This is a genomic window from Streptomyces sp. PA03-5A (assembly GCF_033792725.1).
In the GTDB taxonomy this organism is placed as follows: Bacteria; Actinomycetota; Actinomycetes; order Streptomycetales; family Streptomycetaceae; genus Actinacidiphila.
Genome location: NZ_JARAVL010000001.1, coordinates 412,707 through 429,816 on the forward strand (window position 1 = coordinate 412,707; position 17,110 = coordinate 429,816).

The window sequence follows — 17,110 nt, forward strand, 5'->3', positions numbered from 1 at the left end:
AGGGGCGAACCCGCCATGGACCTGCTGCCATCAGCACACGTGGACACTTTCCCGCGGGATCATCTCCCGCCGCGTGACCAGTGGCCCGTCCTGACCCAAGACCTCCCCGAACTGGCCTATCCCGGCCGGCTCAACTGCGGCACCGAACTCCTCGCCGCCGGCCTGCCCGAGGCGCCCTGCCTGCGGATGCCGGACGGTGAGGTCTGGTCGTACGCGGACCTGCGCGCCGCCTCCGACCGCATCGCGCACGTGCTGACCGACGAGCTAGGGGTGGTGCCCGGCAACCGCGTGCTGCTGCGCGGCCCCACCACGCCGTGGCTGGTGGCGTGCTGGTTCGCCGTCATGAAGGCGGGCGCGGTCGCGGTGACCGTGCTCGCGGCGCACCGCCCGCACGAGCTGGCGACGATCTGCGAGATCGCCGCCGTCCGGCACGCACTGTGCGACATCCGCGCGGTCGACGACCTCGCCAAGTGCGAGGCGCCCGGGCTGCGCATCGCCACGTACGGCGGGGAGGCGCCGGACGATCTGCTGCGGCTCGCAGCCGACCGGCCGGACCCCTTCCCCGCGGTGGAGACCTCGGCCGACGACGTCGCGCTGATCGCCTTCACCTCCGGGACGACCGGACGGCCCAAGGGGTGCATGCACTTCCACCGGGACGTGCTGGCGATCGCCGACACCTTCTCCGCGCACATACTGCGACCGACCTCCGCCGACGTGTTCGCCGGCAGCCCGCCGCTGGGCTTCACCTTCGGGCTGGGCGGCCTGGTCGTCTTCCCGCTGCGCGTGGGGGCGTCGGCGCTGCTGCTGGAGCAGGCCGGCCCCGAACAGCTCGCCCGGGCCGTCGCGGAGCACGCGGTGACCGTGCTGTTCACCGCGCCCACCGCCTACCGGGCCATACTCGCCTCGCACGGCACCCGCGACCTGTCCTCGCTGCGGCGCTGCGTGTCGGCGGGCGAGAACCTGCCCGAGGCGACCTGGCACGCCTGGTACGAGTCGACGGGGCTGCGGATCATCAACGGCATAGGGGCCACGGAGCTGCTGCACATCTTCATCTCCGCCGCCGACGACGTGATCCGGCCGGGCACCACGGGCCTGCCGGTGCCGGGCTACCAGGCCCGGGTCGTCGACCCCTCGACGCTGTCCCCCGTGCCGGACGGCGAACCGGGGCTGCTCGCGGTGCGCGGTCCCACGGGCTGCCGCTACCTGGCGGACGAACGGCAGCGGGAGTACGTGCGCGACGGCTGGAACCTCACCGGCGACACCTACGTGCGCGAGCCGGACGGCTACTTCCGCTACGTGGCCCGCGCCGACGACATGATCATCTCGTCGGGGTACAACATCGCGGGCCCCGAGGTCGAGGAGGCGCTGCTGCGCCACCCCGACGTACGGGAGGCCGCGGTCATCGGCGTGCCGGACGACCAGCGCGGCCAGATCGTCCGGGCCTTCGTCGTGTTGCGGGACGGCCCTCCGCGCGACGAGCACACGGTCGAGGCGCTGCGCGCCTTCACCCGGGAGGAGATCGCGAGCTACAAGTGCCCGCGCGAGATCGCCTTCCTCGACGCCCTGCCCCGCACTCCCACCGGGAAACTGCAGCGCTTCCGGCTGCGCGACCTACAGTGATCGCGTGACCGAGCACACCCCCAGTTCGCTGATCGTGACCTTCTTCGGCGCCTACGGCCGGGCCGAGGCCTGGGACGGGCGGATACCCGTCGCCGGGCTGATCCGGCTGATGGGCGCCGTGGACGTGGACCCGCAGTCGGTACGCTCGGCGGTCTCCCGGCTCAAGCGCCGCGGGCTGCTGGAGCCGGACCGCGTCGCCGGCGCCGCGGGCTACGCCCTGTCCGAGGACGCCCGGCAGCTGCTCGCCGACGGCGATCGCCGCATCTACGGTCACCCGGCCGGCGGAGCCGGCGACCAGGAGTGGGTGCTCGCGGTCTTCTCCGTGCCGGAGAGCGAGCGCCACAAGCGGCACCTGCTCCGCTCGCGCCTGGCCCGGCTGGGCTTCGGCACCGCCGCCCCGGGCGTGTGGATCGCGCCCGCCCGCCTCCACGAGGAGGCCCTGCACACCCTGCGCCGGCTCGGCCTGGACACCTACGTCGACCTCTTCACCGGCACCCACCTCGGCTTCGAACCGACGGCCGCGGCCGTGCGCCGCTGGTGGGACCTCGACGCCGTCGCCAAGCGCCACCACGCCTTCCTCGACGCCCACGAGCCCGTGCTGCGCGCCTGGGCCGCCCGGGAGGCGACCCCGCCGCAGGAGGCCTTCGCGGACTACCTGCGCGCCCTCGACTCCTGGCGCCGCCTCCCCTACGCCGACCCGGGCCTGGCGCCCGCCCTCCTCCCGCCCGACTGGCCCGGCGGCCGCGCCGCCGCCGTCTTCGAGGGCCTGCACGCGCGGCTGCACGACGCGGGGACGGAGTTCGCGCGGTCCGCCGGCCCCACGGCGTGACCGCCCTCCTCCGGTGATCGTCGGCAGGATGTACGCCCGCGCCACCCGGCGGGGCATAACCTGACCACATCGGAGCGGAACCACGACGATCGAGGAGGTACGCGAGATGGCACTGCCCGCGACCGAACGCTCGGGCCCCGGCGGCGACGCCGTGCTCGCCGCCTTCCTCGACCTCACGGTGCCCGAGGGGTACCGCGCCGAGCTGATCGAGGGGGAGATCGTCGTGACCCCGCCGCCCGACGGAGACCACGAGGACGCCGTCGGCGAACTGCTCTGGCAGATCGCCAGGAAGTCCGCCGCAGAACTGTACGGCGTGGGTACGAAGGGGCTGATCACCCCGCTCGGCCGCTTCGTCCCCGACGCATCCGTCGCCCCCCGGCGCTTCTTCCGCGGTCTCGACTCGTGGGCAGATGCGGACGGCGTCGTGATGACCGTCGAGGTGAAGTCCTCCCGCCCGGACAAGGACCGCGGCCCGAAGCGACGCGGCTACGCCGCCGCCGGCATCCCGTTCTACCTGCTGGTGGACCGCACCGAGGGCACGGTCACCCTGTACAGCGAGCCGGACGCCGAGGACTACCGCCAGGACGTCCGGGTGCTGTTCGGCAAGGAGCTCGACCTCCCCGAGCCGTTCGCGTTCGCCCTCGACACCTCCGCCTTCGGCTGAGGCTGCCGCCTCTCACACGTCCAGCGTGAGCCGGGGGCGGGGGGCGTCCGTGCGGCCCGTGGGCGGACGGCGGCTGCCCGCCTGGTACGGGAGGGGCCAGGGGGCGCCGGGGCCGGAGTAGTCCTGTTCGGCGGCTGCGTGCAGCGTCCAGTTGGGGTCGTAGAGGTGGGGGCGGGCGAGCGCGCACAGGTCGGCGCGGCCCGCGAGGATCAGGGAGTTGACGTCGTCCCAGGAGGAGATGGCGCCGACCGTGATGACGGGCACCCCGAGTTCGTTGCGGATCCGGTCGGCGTAGGGGGTCTGGTAGGAGCGGCCGAAGTCGGGCGCCTCGTCGGCGACGACCTGGCCGGTCGAGACGTCGATGGCGTCGGCACCGTGGGCGGCGAAGGCCCGGGCGATCTCGACCGCCTCGTCGGCGGTCGTGCCCCCCTCGGCCCAGTCGGTGGCGGAGATGCGGACGGTCATCGGGCGGTCGGCGGGCCAGACCTCGCGGACGGCGTCGAAGACCTCCAGGGGGAAGCGCAGCCGACCGGTCAGGTCGCGGCCGTAGGCGTCGGTGCGCCGGTTGGTGAGCGGGGAGAGGAAGGACGAGAGCAGGTAGCCGTGGGCGCAGTGCAGTTCCAGCAGGTCGAACCCGGCGCGGGCGCCGCGCGCGGCGGAGGCGGCGAACTGGTCGCGGATCGCGGCGAGCCCGCCGGCGTCCAGGGCGTGCGGGACCTGGCTCACGTGGGGGTGGTACGGCAGCGGGGAGGGGGCCGCGAGCGGCCAGTTGCCCTCCGGGAGCGGCTGGTCGATGCCCTCCCACATCAGCCGGGTGGAGCCCTTGCGGCCGCTGTGGCCGAGCTGGAGGCCGATCGCGGCCCCGGGCCGGGCGTGCACGAAGTCGGTGACGCGGCGCCAGGCGTCCTCGTGCCCGTCGTTCCACAGGCCCGCGCAGCCGGGGGTGATGCGGCCCTCGGGGCTGACGCAGACCATCTCCGTCATGACCAGGCCGGCGCCGCCGAGGGCGCGGGCGCCGAGGTGGACGAGGTGGAAGTCGCCGGGGGTGCCGTCGGTGGCGGAGTACATGTCCATCGGCGAGACGACGACCCGGTTGCGCAGGGTCAGCCCGCGCAGGGTGAAGGGGGTGAACATCGGCGGGGTGTCCGGACCGGTGCCGAACTCCCGCTCCACGGAGGCGGTGAACTCCGCGTCGCGCAGCCGCAGGTTGTCGTGGGTGACCCGGCGGCTGCGGGTGAGCAGGTTGAAGGCGAACTGCCGGGGCGGCTGGGCGGTGTACTGCTCCAGGTGCTCGAACCACTCCAGGCTGGCCCGCGCGGCGCGCTGCGTGCTGGCGACGACCGGCTTGCGCTCGGCCTCGTAGGCGGCCAGCGCCTCGGGGACGCCGGGCTGCTCGTGCAGGCAAGCGGCGAGGGCGAGGGCGTCCTCCATGGCGAGCTTGGTGCCGGAGCCGATGGAGAAGTGCGCGGTGTGCGCGGCGTCGCCGAGGAGCACGATGTTCCCGTGCCGCCAGCGCTCGTTGACGACGGTGGTGAAGGCGATCCAGCGGGAGCGGTTGCCGCGCAGGCCGTGGCCGTGCAGGGCGTCGGCGAAGATCTTCTCGCAGCGGGCGATCGACTCGGCCTCGTCCAGCCGGTCCAGCCCGGCGCGCTGCCAGACGTCCTCGCGCATCTCGACGATGAAGGTGCTCGCGTCCGGCCGGTACGGATAGCCGTGGGCCTGCATCACGCCGTGCTCGGTCTCGGCGATCTCGAAGCGGAAGGCGTCCAGGACGAGGTCGGTGGAGAGCCAGATGTAGCGGCAGCGGTGGCCGGTGAGGGTGGGGCGGAAGACGGCGGCGTGGGCGCCACGAGTGGCGCTGCCCGCGCCGTCGGCGGCGATGACCAGGTCGTGGTCGCGGGCCAGCCGTTCGGCGGCCGGGGCGAGTTCGCGGCTGCGAACGGTCACACCGAGCTCGCGGCAGCGGTCGTGGAGGACCGCCAGCAGCGTGCGCCGGTCCACCGCCGCGAAGCCGTGGCCGCCGGAGGTGACGGCACGGCCGCGGTGGCGCACGTCGATGTCGTCCCAGCGGGTGAACTCCCGTTCCAGGGCACGGAAGACGACCGGGTCGGCGTGCTCGATGCCGCCGAGCGTCTCGTCGGACAGCACGACGCCGAAGCCGAAGGTGTCCTGCGGCGAGCCGCGCTCCCAGACGGTGATCTCGCGTTCCGGGTCGAGGCGCTTGAGCAGTGCGGCCGCGTAGAGCCCGCCGGGGCCGCCGCCGATGATGGCCACCCGCACGGCTAACGGCCCTTCCAGTTGGGGCTGCGCTTGTCGGTGAACGCGGCGTGGAACTCGGCGTAGTCCTCGCTGGTCATCAGGAGCGCCTGGGTCGCGGCGTCCATCTCCACGGCCGCGCCGAGCGGCATGTCGAGCTCCGCGGTGAGCAGGGCCTTGGTCTGCGCGTACGCCAGCGCAGGGCCGGCCGCCAGACGCTTGGCGAGGGCGGCGGCGCTCGCGTCCGCCTGCCCGTCGTCGACGAGCTCGCTGACCAGGCCGACGCGGTCGGCCTCCGCGGCGCCGACGGTGTCGCCGAGCATCAGCAGCCGGGTGGCATGGCCGAGGCCGACGATGCGGGGCAGCAGGTAGGCGGCACCCATGTCGGCGCCCGCGAGGCCGACCTTGGTGAAGAGGAAGGCGAAGCGGGCCGAGCGCTCGACGATCCGGAAGTCGGAGGCGAGGGCGATGACGGAACCGGCTCCGGCCGCGACGCCGTGGACGGCGGCGACGACGGGGAAGGGGGCCTCGCGGAGGGCGCGGACGACCTGCCCGGTCATGCGGGTGAAGTCCAGGAGCTGGCCCGCGCCCATGGCGAGGGTGGCACCGATGATCTCGTCGACGTCCCCGCCGGAGCAGAAGCCGCGACCGGCCCCGGCGAGCACCAGCACGCGGGTGTCGCCGTGGTGGGGCAGCTCGGTGAGCAGGTCGCGCAGGTCGGCGTAGGCGCCGAAGGTGAGCGCGTTGAGCTTGTCGGGCCGGTCGAGGGTGACGGTGACGACGCCGTCGGCGCGCTCGACGCGCAGATGCCGCCATTCCTCGGTCCGGCCTGCGGAGCCTCGGTAGGGGCTCATGGGCACGTCCTCCTTCGCGGGGGAGGCAGGCTTGCCAACACCGCGAAGTTATCACTCCTTCGTGACCGCCGTCACGAGTGCGCGATATGCGCGGCGCCTCACATGCCTGCCAGCGTGGCGACGAGCACGGCCTTGATGGTGTGCATCCGGTTCTCGGCCTGGTCGAAGACGATGGAGCACGCCGACTCGAAGACCTCGTCGGTGACCTCCAGCGAGGTCAGCCCGTGCCGTTCGTGGATCTCCCGGGCCAAGGTGGTGCCCAGGTCGTGGAAGGCGGGCAGGCAGTGCATGAACTTCGCGTCGGGGCGGCCGGTGGCCCGCAGCACGTCCGTGGTCACGGCGTACGGCTTCAGCAGCGCGATGCGCTCGTCCCACACCTCGGCGGGCTCACCCATGGACACCCAGACGTCGGTGTGGACGAACTCCGCGCCGGCGACCCCCTCGGCGACGTCCTCGGTCAGGGTGACGCGGGCGCCGGTGGCCTGCGCGAGCCGCCGCGCCTCGGCGACGACGCCGTCGTCCGGCCACAGCTGCTCCGGGGCGGCGATGCGGACGTCCATGCCGAGGAGGGCGCCCGTGACCAGCAGCGAGTTGCCCATGTTGGAGCGGGCGTCGCCGAGGTAGGCGTAGGCGGTCTCCCCCAGCGGGGAACGGGAGTGCTCGGCCATGGTGAGCACGTCGGCGAGCATCTGGGTGGGGTGCCACTGGTCGGTGAGGCCGTTCCACACCGGCACCCCGGCGTGGGCGGCCAGTTCCTCGACGACCTCCTGGCCCGTCCCGCGGTACTCGATGCCGTCGTACATCCGGCCGAGCACGCGGGCGGTGTCCTTCACCGACTCCTTGTGGCCGAGCTGGGAGCCGGCCGGGTCCAGGTAGGTCGTGGACGCGCCCTGGTCGGCCGCGGCGACCTCGAAGGCACAGCGGGTGCGGGTGGAGGTCTTGGCGAAGATCAGGGCGATGTTCCGGCCGGCGAGCCGCCGGACCTCGGTGCCCGCCTTCTTGGCCGCCTTCAGCTCGGCGGCCAGGTCCACCAGCCCGCGGAACTCCTCGGGGGCGAAGTCCAGCTCCTTGAGGAAGTGGCGGCCCGTGAGGTCGATGGCCATGGGGGCTCCTAGGTCGGGGTCGGCCGGGTGCCGAACATGAGTGCGCCGAGACCATGGAAGTCTATACGAACAGGCGCATCCTTATACAGCCGGGCCCGGCCACGGATCGCCCCGTCAGACCGGGTCCCGCTCGATGGGGCAGCTCATGCAGCGCGGACCGCCGCGGCCGCGCCCCAGTTCGCTCCCGGGGATCTCTATGACCTCGATGCCGCGCTTGCGCAGGAAGGTGTTGGTGGTGACGTTGCGCTCGTACGCCAGCACGACGCCCGGCTCCAGCGCGAGCACGTTGCACCCGTCGTCCCACTGCTCGCGCTCGGCGGAATGGACGTCCTGGGTCGCGGTGAGCACGCGGATGTCGTCCAGGCCCAGGGCCGCCGCGATGGCCCGGTGCATGTGCTCCGGCGGGTGGTCGGTGACCTTCAGGTCGCGCTCCCCCGCGCCGGGCTCGATGGTGTAGGAGCGCAGCATGCCCAGGCCCGCGTACTTGGTGAAGGTGTCGCCGTCGACCATCGTCATCACGGTGTCCAGGTGCATGAAGGCACGGCGCTTGGGCATGTCGAGGGCCACGATCGTGGTGGCCGACCCGGCGTTGAACAGGCGCTGGGCCAGCATCTCCACGGCCTGCGGGGTGGTGCGCTCGCTCATGCCGATGAGGACGGCGCCGTTGCCGATCACCAGGACGTCGCCGCCCTCGATGGTGGACGGGTAGGCCGCCTGGCCCTCGGACCACACGTGGAAGGAGCCGCCCGCGAAGAGCGGGTGGTGGCGGTAGATCGCCTCGTAGTGGATCGTCTCGTGCCAGCGGGCCGGCCAGCGCATCGCGTTGATGCTGACCCCGTCGTAGACCCAGGCCGAGGTGTCCCGGGTGAAGATGTGGTTCGGTAGCGGGTTGACCAGGAAGTCGTCCAGGTCCGTCACATGGAAGCGGACCGAGGCCGGCTCCGCGAAACGGGCCAGGAACTCCCGCTTGGTCATGCCGCCGACCAGGGCCTCGGTCAGCTCGGCCGCGGACAGCTCGTCGAAGGCGGCGCGCAGGTGGTCGGTGACCACCGGGCCGTACTCCTTCTCGTCGAAGACCCGGTCCAGCACCATGCGCCGGGCCTCGGGCAGGGTCAGCGTCTCCCGCAGCAGGTCACCGAAGAGGTGCACGGCCACGCCACGGTCGCGCAGCACGTCGGCGAAGCCGTCGTGCTCGGCACGGGCCCGGCGCACCCACAGGACGTCGTCGAAGAGCAGGGCGTCCTTGTTCGACGGCGTGAGCCTTTTCAGCTCCAGGTCGGGGCGGTGGAGGATGACGCGGTGCAGCCGCCCTGCCTCGGAGTCCACATGGAATGCCATGGAGCTAGACATTCCCACTTGGCAAGGGTTTACCGCCAGGGAGGGGCGGGCACCCGGGTGCCCGCCCCTCGCCCGTCACAGCCGGGGGTCCACCGGCTCGGACTCCAGCGCCAGGACGGCGAAGACCGCCTCGTGCACGCGCCACAGCGGCTCGCCCGCGGCCAGCCGGTCCAGCGCCTCCAGGCCCAGCCCGTACTCGCGCAGCGCGAGGGAGCGCTTGTGGCCCAGGGCGCGGGAGCGGAGCCTGGCCAGCTGGTCGGGCCGGGTGTACTCGGGACCGTAGATGATCCGCAGGTACTCCCGGCCGCGGCACTTGATGCCGGGCTGGACCAGCCGGTTGCCGTCCTCGGTGCGCACCAGGGCCTGGAGCGGCTTGACGACCATGCCCTCGCCGCCGGCGGAGGTCAGCTCCAGCCACCACTGCGTACCGGCCGCCACCGACTCCTCGTCGCGGGTGTCGACCAGCACCCGGCGGGTCTCCTGGAGCAGCCCCGTCGGGTCGTTGGCGACCATGCGGTCGATGAGCGCCAGCTGCTCGTCGTGCGCGAGCCCGGCGAGACTGCGGCCCTGGGCGGCCAGGATCTGGAACGGCGCGAGACGCACCCCGTCCAGGCCCTCGGTCGTCCAGCAGTAGCGCCGGTACGCCTCGGTGAAGGCGGCGGCGTCGGCGGACCGCCCGCGCTGCCGCTCCAGCAGGCCCGCCACGTCGGTGCCGCGCGCGGCGGCGGACTCCAGGGCGGCGATCGCACCCGGGAAGACCGCGCCGGAGGCGGCGCCCACGGCGGCGTACTGCCTGCGCAGCAGGCCGGTGGCCTTCAGCGACCAGGGCAGCAGCTCGGCGTCGAGCAGCAGCCAGTCCGTGCCCAGCTCCTCCCAGAGCCCGGCGGCGGTGACCGAGGCCCTCAGCCGGTCCAGGACCTGCTCGGTGACGGCCGGGTCGTCGAAGAACGGACGGCCCGTGCGGGTGTGCAGGGCGCCCGTCACGCCGCCGGTCACCCCGAAGCGCTCGCCGGCCGTCTCCGCGTCGCGGCACACCAGCGCCACGGCGCGGGAGCCCATGTGCTTCTCCTCGCAGAGCACCTGGCCGACGCCGTCCGCGCGGTAGGCGGCGAACGCCTCGTGCGGGTGCTCCAGGTAACCCTCCCGTTGCGAGGTCGCGCACGGCGACATCGTCGGCGGCAGGTACATCAGCAGCCGGGGGTCGACCGCGAAGCGGCTCATGACCTCCAGCGCGGCGGCAGCGTTCTCCTCACGGACGGCGACCCGGCCGTGGTGCACGGTCTCCACGACACGGCGGCCGGCGACGTCGGCGAGGTCGAGCGGCCGCCCGTCCTGCCCACCCGGGGCCTCGCTGGCGAGCGGCTTGGCCGGCTCGTACCAGACCCGCTCGGCGGGGACGTCGACGATCTCGCGCTCGGGCCAGCGCAGGGCCGTCATCCGCCCGCCGAAGACGGCGCCGGTGTCGAGGCAGATCGTGTTGTTGATCCACGAGGTGCTCGGCACGGGTGTGTGGCCGTACACGACGGCGGCGCGGCCGCGGTAGTCCTCGGCCCACGGGTAGCGCACGGGCAGGCCGAACTCGTCGGTCTCGCCGGTGGTGTCGCCGTACAGGGCGTGCGAGCGGACCCGGCCGGAGGTGCGGCCGTGGTACTTCTCGGGCAGGCCGGCGTGGCAGACGACCAGCTTGCCGCCGTCGAGGACGTAGTGGCTGACGAGCCCTTCGATGAACTCCCGCACCTGCTCGCGGAAGGCGGGGTCCTTCTCGTCCTCCTGCTCCAGCTGCTCGATGGTCTCGGCGAGGCCGTGGGTGTGCTGGACCTTCTTGCCCTTCAGCCAGCGGCCCAGCTTGTTCTCGTGGTTGCCGGGCACGCACAGGGCGTCGCCTGCGGCGACCATGCCCATGACGCGGCGCAGCACGCCGGGGCTGTCGGGGCCGCGGTCGACGAGGTCCCCCACGAAGACGGCCGTGCGGCCCTCGGGGTGCACGCCGTCGACGTAGCCCAGCTTGCCGAGCAGGGTCTCCAGTTCGGAGCTGCAGCCGTGGACGTCGCCGATGATGTCGAACGGGCCGGTGAGCTCGCGCTTGTCGTTGTAGCGGCGCTCCAGCACGACCTCGGCCGCCTCGACCTCCTCGGTGCCGCGCAGGACGTGCACCTTGCGGAAGCCCTCGCGCTCCAGCTGCCGCAGGGAGCGGCGCAGCTCGCGCTGCTGGCGCTGCACGACGTGCCGGGGCAGGTGGGCGCGGTCGGGACGGGACGCGTTCCGCTCGATGCAGACCTGCTCGGGGACGTCGAGGACGATCGCGATGGGCAGCACGTCGTACTCGCGGGCGAGCCGGACGAGCTGGCGGCGGCTCTCCTGCTGCACGCTGGTGGCGTCGACGACGGTGAGCCGGCCGGCGGCCAGCCGCTTGCCCGCGATGTAGTGCAGCACGTCGAAGGCGTCACCGCTGGCGCCCTGGTCGTTCTCGTCGTCGCTGACCAGGCCGCGGCAGAAGTCCGAGGAGATCACCTCGGTGGGCTTGAAGTGGCGCCGCGCGAACGTCGACTTGCCGGAGCCGGTGGTGCCGATCAGGACCACGAGGGAGAGGTCGGTCACCGGGAGGGTGTGCTTGCCGGTCATGCGGACGTGACCTCCTTCGCGGTCATCGTGAAAACGGCCATCTGGGTGGGCGGGCCGACCTCGGGGTCGTCGGGGCCGACGGGGACGAACCGCACGCCGTAGCCGTGGCGTCCGGCGACCTGCTCCGCCCACGAGCGGAACTCCGCCCGGGTCCACTCGAAGCGGTGGTCCGCGTGCCGGGCGTGCCCGGCGGGCAGCGTCTCCCAGCGCACGTTGTACTCGACGTTCGGCGTGGTCACGAGCACGGTCGCGGGTCGTGCCGCACCGAAGACGGCGTACTCCAGGGCGGGGAGCCGGGGCAGGTCGAGGTGCTCGACGACCTCGCTGAGCACCGCGGCGTCGTAACCCTTGAGGCGGGCGTCGGTGTACGTCAGGGACCCCTGCACGAGCCGGACGCGGGAGGACTGCCGCTCGCCCATGCGGTCCAGCCGCAGTCGCCGCGCCGCCTCGCCCAGGGCCCGGGCCGACACGTCGACGCCGAGGATCTCGGTGAAGCGGACGTCCTTCAGCAGCGCGCCGACCAGCTGGCCCTGACCGCAGCCGAGGTCGAGGACCCGGCTCGCCCCGGCGTCGCGGAGCTCCGCCAGGATCGCCTCGCGGCGCTGCACCGCCAGGGGCAGCGGCTTCTCCTCGGTGTCCACCTCCTCGTCGACGGCGTTGTCCAGCTCCTCGGCCTCGCTGTCGTCGGCCTCGGCGAGCCGGGCCAGTTCCAGCCGCTCCATGGCCTGCCGGGTCAGCGACCAGCGGCGGGCGAGGTAGCGGCTGGTGATCAGCCGCTGCTCCGGGTGGACGGCGAGCCATCCGTCGCCCATGCGCAGCAGCTTGTCGACCTCGTCGGGCGACACCCAGTAGTGCTTGGCGTCGTCCAGGACCGGGAGCAGCACGTACAGGTGCCGCAGGGCCTCGGACAGCCGCAGCTCGCCCTCCAGGGCCAGCCGCACGTAGCGCGACTCGCCCCACTCGGGGAACCGCTCGTCCAGCGCGACCGGTTCGGCCTCCACGCTCCAGCCCAGCGGCTCGAACAGCCGGCGGACGAGGGCGGCGCCGCCGCGCGCGGGCACGGCGGGGATCTCGATCCGCAGCGGCAGCGGCTGCGCGGCCCGCTCGGGACGGGCGTCGCAGACGCCCCTCAGGGCGCTGGCGAACACCGTGCGGAGGGCGACCGCGAGCAGCGACGAGGCGGCGTACGGCCGGTCGTTGACGTAGTGGCCGAGAGCGGAGTCCGGGGCCCCGCCCCGGCCCTTGCCCTTGCCGCGCCGCACGAGCGCCACCGGATCGACCTCCAGCAGCAGCGCGGCCGTGCACCGTTGCTCGGACGCCATGGGGTAGAAGACGTGGGCGTCGCCGTAGGAGGTCGAGAAGACCTGGGCCTTCTCCGGATGCTTGTGCAGCAGGAAGCCGAGGTCCGTGGCGGGCATGCCGCCGCTGCCGGTGGTCGTTATCGTCAGGAACACCGCCTGAGTATCGCCTGCTCGTCCCCGCTCCGAACAGCGGTTTTCCCCGGCTGTTGGGTGAGCGTGGAGGCGAGGGCGGATATCTGCGCGGGCCCGACCCGGCAGCATCCCCCGATGAGCCGGGCACCGGCCCGCTGCCAGGCGGACGCCAGTGCCGGGTCGAAGACCGAGCCGCCGCGCCAGCCGCGGGCCCGTTCGTCCCAGCTCTCGCCGCTGTTGGGGTAGACGACCACGGGCCGGTCCACGGTCGCCGCCGCCGTCTCCACCGCCAGGGCGGCGTCCGCCGGGTCGCAGCAGTTGACGCCGACGGCGATCACCGCGTCCGCATCCGCCGCGATCCGGAACGCCTCCTCCAGCGGCTGGCCCGCCCGGGTCGTCCCGCCGGCGACGGTGTAGCTCAGCCAGACCGGGACCCCGAGGTCTGCGACGATCCTCAGCAGCGCCTCCGCCTCGTCGGTGTCGGGCACGGTCTCCAGCGCCAGGACGTCCGGACCGGCCTCCGCCAGCGTCTCGATCCTGGGCCGGTGGAAGCGCTCCAGTTCCGCGACGCTCAGCCGGTAGCGGCCCCGGTACTCGCTGCCGTCCGCGAGCATGGCGCCGTACGGTCCCACGGAGGCCGCCACCCACACGTCGTCGCGGTCGCGGGCGGCGGCACGGGCGAGGGCGACGCTGCGGCGCAGCAGGGTGGTCGCCTCCTGCCGTCCGATGCCGCGCGCGGCGAAGCCCTCGTAGGTCGCCTGGTAGCTGGAGGTGATGAGCACCCGCGCGCCCGCCCGCACGTAGGCGGTGTGCGCCGCCTCGATCTGCTCCGGCGCGTCGGCGAGCAGCCGGGCCGACCAGAGCGCGTCGGCCAGGTCGCAGCCCTGGTCGGCGAGCTGGTTGGACAGCCCGCCGTCGAGGACGACGGTGGACTCGGCGAGGGCCTGCGCCAAGGGCCGGTGGGGTGCGGGCATCGCGGGTGCTCCTTGCGTGGTGTGCCGGGGTCAGCCGAGCTGCGACTGGACCTCGGAGGCGATCAGTTCCAGGTGCCCGAGGTCGCTCAGGTCCAGGATCTGCAGGTAGAAGCGGGTGGCACCGAGTTCGGCGTAGCGGCCGATCTTGTCGACGACCTCGGCAGGGGACCCGGCGAGGCCGTTGGCCTTGAGCTCCTCGACCTCGCGGCCGATGGTGGCGGCCCGGCGGGCGACCTCGGCGTCGTCCTTGCCGACGCACACGACGAGGGCGTTGGAGTAGACGATCTCGTCCTTGCCCCGGCCGTGCTCCTCGGCGGCCTCCCGCACCCGGGCGAACTGCTGGGCGGTGTCCTCCAGCGAACCGAACGGCAGGTTGAACTCGTCGGCGTAGCGGGCCGCGAGCCGCGGGGTGCGCCTGGCACCGTGCCCGCCGATGAGGACGGGGAGCTTCGCCTGGGCCGGCTTGGGCAGGGCCGGCGAGTTCTCCACCGAGTAGTGCGCGCCCTTGAAGTCGAAGGTCTCGCCCATCGGGGTGCCCCACAGCCCGGTGACGATGGCGAGCTGCTCCTCCAGCCGGGCGAACTTCTCCTTCGGGAAGGGGATGCCGTACGCGGTGTGCTCGTCCGCGTACCACCCGGCGCCCAGGCCCAGCTCGACGCGGCCGCCCGACATCTGGTCCACCTGCGCGACCTGGATGGCGAGCACACCGGGCAGCCGGAACGTGGCGGCCGTCATCAGGGTGCCGAGCCGGATCCGCTTCGTTTCGCGGGCGAGGCCGGCCAGGGTGATCCACGCGTCGGTCGGCCCCGGCAGACCGTCCGCGTCGCCCATCTTGAGGTAGTGGTCCGACCGGAAGAAGGCATCAAAGCCGAGTTCCTCGGTCGCCTTGGCGACGGAGAGCAGGGTGTCGTACGAGGCCCCTTGCTGGGGCTCGGTGAAGATTCGAAGATCCATGCCTCCATCCTGCACCTCTCCGGTCCGAATCGATCGGCAACCTGTCGCGTGTGGCACCTTCCCGGACCGGAGACGACGGCAATCCGCCAACTCCGTTCGCGCTCGGGCGGCTTACCGTTCATGCGCCCTCCCGCTGCCGCGCCTCGACCGCGCGCAGGAGCACTCCCACCCGGTCCTTGGACTCGTCGGCGGCGTCCACCGCCTCGATGCACTGCCAGTACTCCGTCTCGCTCTCGGCGGTGCAGGCCACCGAGACCAGGGCCATGCCCAGCTCCGACAGCAGCTCGCGCAGTTCGCGCAAGGTCCCGGCCGGCTCGCGCACGTCGGTGAGCAGGGACGCCCGCAACGGCCCGGAGGCCACCCCCGGCGGTCCCGTGGCGCCGCACGCCCTGCCGCCCGCCTCGCAGACGGAGAAGCCGGGGGTGCGCAGCTCGGGCGCCCCGTGGAGGGCGAGGTGGCTGCCGACCGCCTCCGTCAGCGCCTGCACCTGCCAGGCCTCCGCCATCAGCTCACGCTCGGTCCCGCCGCTTCGCAGCGCCTCCCGCGTGGCCCGGATCAGCCGTACCGCGTCCATCACGACGCACCTCCGCCCCGTCTCCGCCCCGTCAATCCCGTTCCTCACTCAGAGTGATGGCTCATGACGCGAGGTGGAAGTGGCCGGTTCCCGCCTGTGGACAACCCGCTCACCCGCCCGGGCCAACGGGCGAACGCGCGGTTGACCGGAACGCCCGCACCCGCGGCGCACCGGCCGCCGCGCCTCAGTCCCCGGCCCCCGGCAGCGGGAAGCGCAGCTCGTTGCGGTCGATCTTGGCGGACAGCGCCTGGAGCACGTCGACGCCGAGCACCTCGCAGAACTGCAGCAGGTACGCGAGCACGTCCGCCACCTCGTCCCGTACCCGGTGGGCGCTGTCGGGGTCCTCCATGACCCGTGCCGCCTGCTCGGGCGTGAGCCACTGGAAGATCTCCAGGAGCTCGGACGCCTCGACGCTCAAGGCCACGGCCAGGTTCTTGGGCGTGTGGTACGGCTCCCAGCGCCGGGCGGCCGCGAAGGCGGCCAGCCTGCGCTGCAGCGCGTGCAGATCCTCGGTCACACCCGCAAGGTCTACCCCATCGCCGCCGCGTGCTGCGCCGCGGCCTGCCCGGCCGGCGGGGCCCCGGCGTCCGGCGCGTCCGGACCCGTCCCCTGGGCCGGCACCCGTTCCGGGCCGGCCGCGGCGCTCCCGAGGCGCAGCAGGGTGACCCCGTCCGCCCCCTCGGCCACCGAGGGGTCGTGCACCGTGCCGAGCAGCCTGATGTGGCCGCGCTCGGCGACCAGGGCGGCCAGCGCCAGCAACTGCCGCGTCTGCGCCCGGTCGAGACCGGCGTCCAGTCCGTCCGCCAGGACCGTGAGCACCTGCACCGCGTCCGGCACCTCGCCGCTGGTGTCCACCTCCAGCACGCCCGGCCCGGTGAGCAGCACCAGCGCCAGCGCGAGGAAGCGCAGCTCCCCGTCGCCGAGCCGGTCCACCGGCACCAGCCCCAGCGGTCCCCGGTCGACGGCCGCCAGTACGGACTCCGCGTACGCCCCCGTCCCCGGCTCCCCCGCGGGGATCACCGTCAGTCCTTCAACGGGCGGGCTGCACACCGCCCGCAGGGCGCCGACCAGCGCCGCGTGCCGCGTACGGCACTCGCCCTGGGTGCGGCGCAGCACCGCCGAGAGGTTGTCGCAGCCGCCGCGGAGCAGGCCGTCCGCCACGCGCGCGGGTTCCCGCATCGTGTCCGGCCGGGGGTCGACGGGGAACGCCCCGCGCAGCGCGAGCACCGTCTGCTCGGCGGCGGCGAGCACCAGCCGCTGCCCCTCGGTCGTCCCCGCGACGCGCAGCGGCAGCAGGGAGGTGGCCAGCCGGTCGTCGGGCAGCGGGGCCCGGGTCACCGGGACCAGCCCCGCCGTGTGCCAGGCCGCCTGGACCGTGCGCCGTCCCGGGTCGCGCAGCGCGGTGGCGAGCAGGGTCTCCCCGGCGCCGGTCAACCGCTCGCCGACGATGCGCAGTTCGGGTTCGGTCTGCACGGCGACGTCGAGCGCGACGGGGCCGACCGCGCCGTCCACCGTGCACCCGATGCGGAATCCGCGCCGCCCCTCCGCGTCCGGCCGGGCCGCATGGGGCACGCAGGCCGCCACTCCCCCGCGCACGCCGTCGAACGCCGTCGCCAGTTCCTCGCCCGCGGCGAGCCGGCCGAGCAGGCCGAGCCCCTCCAGGACGCTGGACTTGCCGGTCCCGCTCGCCCCGCCCAGCAGGGTGAGCGGTCCGAGCGGGAAGCTCGCGCCGCGATGCGACTTGAACGCGGAGAGCCGCAGTTCGGTGACGACCGGGCGGTCACGCTTCGTGCTCATGGACGCGAACGTAGCGGCGGTGCCCGGTGCCGAACCGTTCCGCCGGGCCGGTGGTCCTCCGAAAGTGGGTAAGCCCGGCGAGGCGACGGCTA

At 73.5% G+C, this 17,110-nt stretch carries 14 protein-coding genes; 3 read left to right on the top strand and 11 right to left on the bottom strand.

All coding sequences use genetic code 11. The features are described from left to right. Window positions 1-15 precede the first annotated feature (15 nt). The 3 genes from PV410_RS01880 to PV410_RS01890 all read left to right on the top strand — a co-directional run bounded on the left by PV410_RS01880 (window position 16) and on the right by PV410_RS01890 (window position 3,113). The gene (locus PV410_RS01880) at window positions 16-1,620 is read left to right on the top strand and encodes an AMP-binding protein (RefSeq protein ID WP_500321846.1); all 1,605 of its coding nucleotides are present in this window, start codon (window positions 16-18) and stop codon (window positions 1,618-1,620) included. Between the two features lie 4 nt (window positions 1,621-1,624). Further along, complete coding sequence (locus tag PV410_RS01885) at window positions 1,625-2,449, top strand: PaaX family transcriptional regulator (protein ID WP_500321847.1); 825 nt, start codon at window positions 1,625-1,627, stop codon at window positions 2,447-2,449. Window positions 2,450-2,555: 106 nt separating this feature from the next. Then, window positions 2,556-3,113, top strand: coding sequence for a Uma2 family endonuclease (locus PV410_RS01890; protein WP_500321848.1), 558 nt, complete (start codon window positions 2,556-2,558; stop codon window positions 3,111-3,113). A gap of 12 nt (window positions 3,114-3,125) precedes the next feature. Here the strand turns inward: PV410_RS01890 and PV410_RS01895 are convergent, their stop codons facing one another. The 11 genes from PV410_RS01895 to PV410_RS01945 form a co-directional block, all read right to left on the bottom strand. Further along, the gene (locus PV410_RS01895; protein WP_500321849.1) at window positions 3,126-5,393 is read right to left on the bottom strand and encodes a bifunctional salicylyl-CoA 5-hydroxylase/oxidoreductase; all 2,268 of its coding nucleotides are present in this window, start codon (window positions 5,391-5,393) and stop codon (window positions 3,126-3,128) included. Window positions 5,394-5,395: 2 nt separating this feature from the next. Beyond that, window positions 5,396-6,223: an enoyl-CoA hydratase family protein gene (locus PV410_RS01900; protein WP_500321850.1), complete on the bottom strand. Its 828-nt coding sequence runs from the start codon at window positions 6,221-6,223 to the stop codon at window positions 5,396-5,398. A gap of 98 nt (window positions 6,224-6,321) precedes the next feature. Beyond that, window positions 6,322-7,326 (bottom strand): ornithine carbamoyltransferase, encoded by a 1,005-nt coding sequence (gene argF / locus PV410_RS01905; protein ID WP_500321851.1) that lies wholly within the window; start codon window positions 7,324-7,326, stop codon window positions 6,322-6,324. A 114-nt stretch (window positions 7,327-7,440) separates the two neighbouring features. Further along, window positions 7,441-8,664 (bottom strand): arginine deiminase, encoded by a 1,224-nt coding sequence (locus tag PV410_RS01910; protein ID WP_500321852.1) that lies wholly within the window; start codon window positions 8,662-8,664, stop codon window positions 7,441-7,443. 75 nt (window positions 8,665-8,739) lie between these two features. After that, window positions 8,740-11,286, bottom strand: a complete 2,547-nt coding sequence (locus PV410_RS01915; protein ID WP_500321853.1) for a polynucleotide kinase-phosphatase — start codon at window positions 11,284-11,286, stop codon at window positions 8,740-8,742. After that, a complete protein-coding gene (locus tag PV410_RS01920; protein ID WP_500321855.1) occupies window positions 11,283-12,740 on the bottom strand; it encodes a 3' terminal RNA ribose 2'-O-methyltransferase Hen1 in 1,458 nt (485 codons plus the stop codon). Before PV410_RS01920 ends, PV410_RS01915 begins: the two co-directional genes overlap by 4 nt. Beyond that, the gene (mmuM, locus tag PV410_RS01925) at window positions 12,731-13,693 is read right to left on the bottom strand and encodes a homocysteine S-methyltransferase (RefSeq protein WP_500321856.1); all 963 of its coding nucleotides are present in this window, start codon (window positions 13,691-13,693) and stop codon (window positions 12,731-12,733) included. Before mmuM ends, PV410_RS01920 begins: the two co-directional genes overlap by 10 nt. 30 nt (window positions 13,694-13,723) lie before the next feature. After that, window positions 13,724-14,647: an LLM class F420-dependent oxidoreductase gene (locus PV410_RS01930; RefSeq protein WP_500321857.1), complete on the bottom strand. Its 924-nt coding sequence runs from the start codon at window positions 14,645-14,647 to the stop codon at window positions 13,724-13,726. Window positions 14,648-14,765: 118 nt separating this feature from the next. Then, window positions 14,766-15,221: a DUF6099 family protein gene (locus PV410_RS01935; RefSeq protein ID WP_499514554.1), complete on the bottom strand. Its 456-nt coding sequence runs from the start codon at window positions 15,219-15,221 to the stop codon at window positions 14,766-14,768. Between the two features lie 184 nt (window positions 15,222-15,405). Beyond that, window positions 15,406-15,738, bottom strand: a complete 333-nt coding sequence (locus PV410_RS01940) for a nucleotide pyrophosphohydrolase (protein ID WP_500321859.1) — start codon at window positions 15,736-15,738, stop codon at window positions 15,406-15,408. A gap of 11 nt (window positions 15,739-15,749) precedes the next feature. After that, on the bottom strand, window positions 15,750-17,018 hold the full coding sequence (locus PV410_RS01945) for an AAA family ATPase (protein ID WP_500321860.1): 1,269 nt from the start codon (window positions 17,016-17,018) through the stop codon (window positions 15,750-15,752). Between the last annotated feature and the right edge of the window lie 92 nt (window positions 17,019-17,110).

Bases quoted from the DNA above. Each gene is read 5' to 3' on its own strand.
- mmuM (WP_500321856.1), bottom strand. From the start codon at position 13,693: ATGCCCGCACCCCACCGGCCCTTGGCGCAGGCCCTCGCCGAGTCCACC.
- PV410_RS01915 (WP_500321853.1), bottom strand. From the start codon at position 11,286: ATGACCGGCAAGCACACCCTCCCGGTGACCGACCTCTCCCTCGTGGTC.
- PV410_RS01890 (WP_500321848.1), top strand. From the start codon at position 2,556: ATGGCACTGCCCGCGACCGAACGCTCGGGCCCCGGCGGCGACGCCGTG.
- PV410_RS01880 (WP_500321846.1), top strand. From the start codon at position 16: ATGGACCTGCTGCCATCAGCACACGTGGACACTTTCCCGCGGGATCAT.
- argF (WP_500321851.1), bottom strand. From the start codon at position 7,326: ATGGCCATCGACCTCACGGGCCGCCACTTCCTCAAGGAGCTGGACTTC.
- PV410_RS01935 (WP_499514554.1), bottom strand. From the start codon at position 15,221: ATGGACGCGGTACGGCTGATCCGGGCCACGCGGGAGGCGCTGCGAAGC.
- PV410_RS01910 (WP_500321852.1), bottom strand. From the start codon at position 8,664: ATGGCATTCCATGTGGACTCCGAGGCAGGGCGGCTGCACCGCGTCATC.
- PV410_RS01930 (WP_500321857.1), bottom strand. From the start codon at position 14,647: ATGGATCTTCGAATCTTCACCGAGCCCCAGCAAGGGGCCTCGTACGAC.
- PV410_RS01900 (WP_500321850.1), bottom strand. From the start codon at position 6,223: ATGAGCCCCTACCGAGGCTCCGCAGGCCGGACCGAGGAATGGCGGCAT.
- PV410_RS01945 (WP_500321860.1), bottom strand. From the start codon at position 17,018: ATGAGCACGAAGCGTGACCGCCCGGTCGTCACCGAACTGCGGCTCTCC.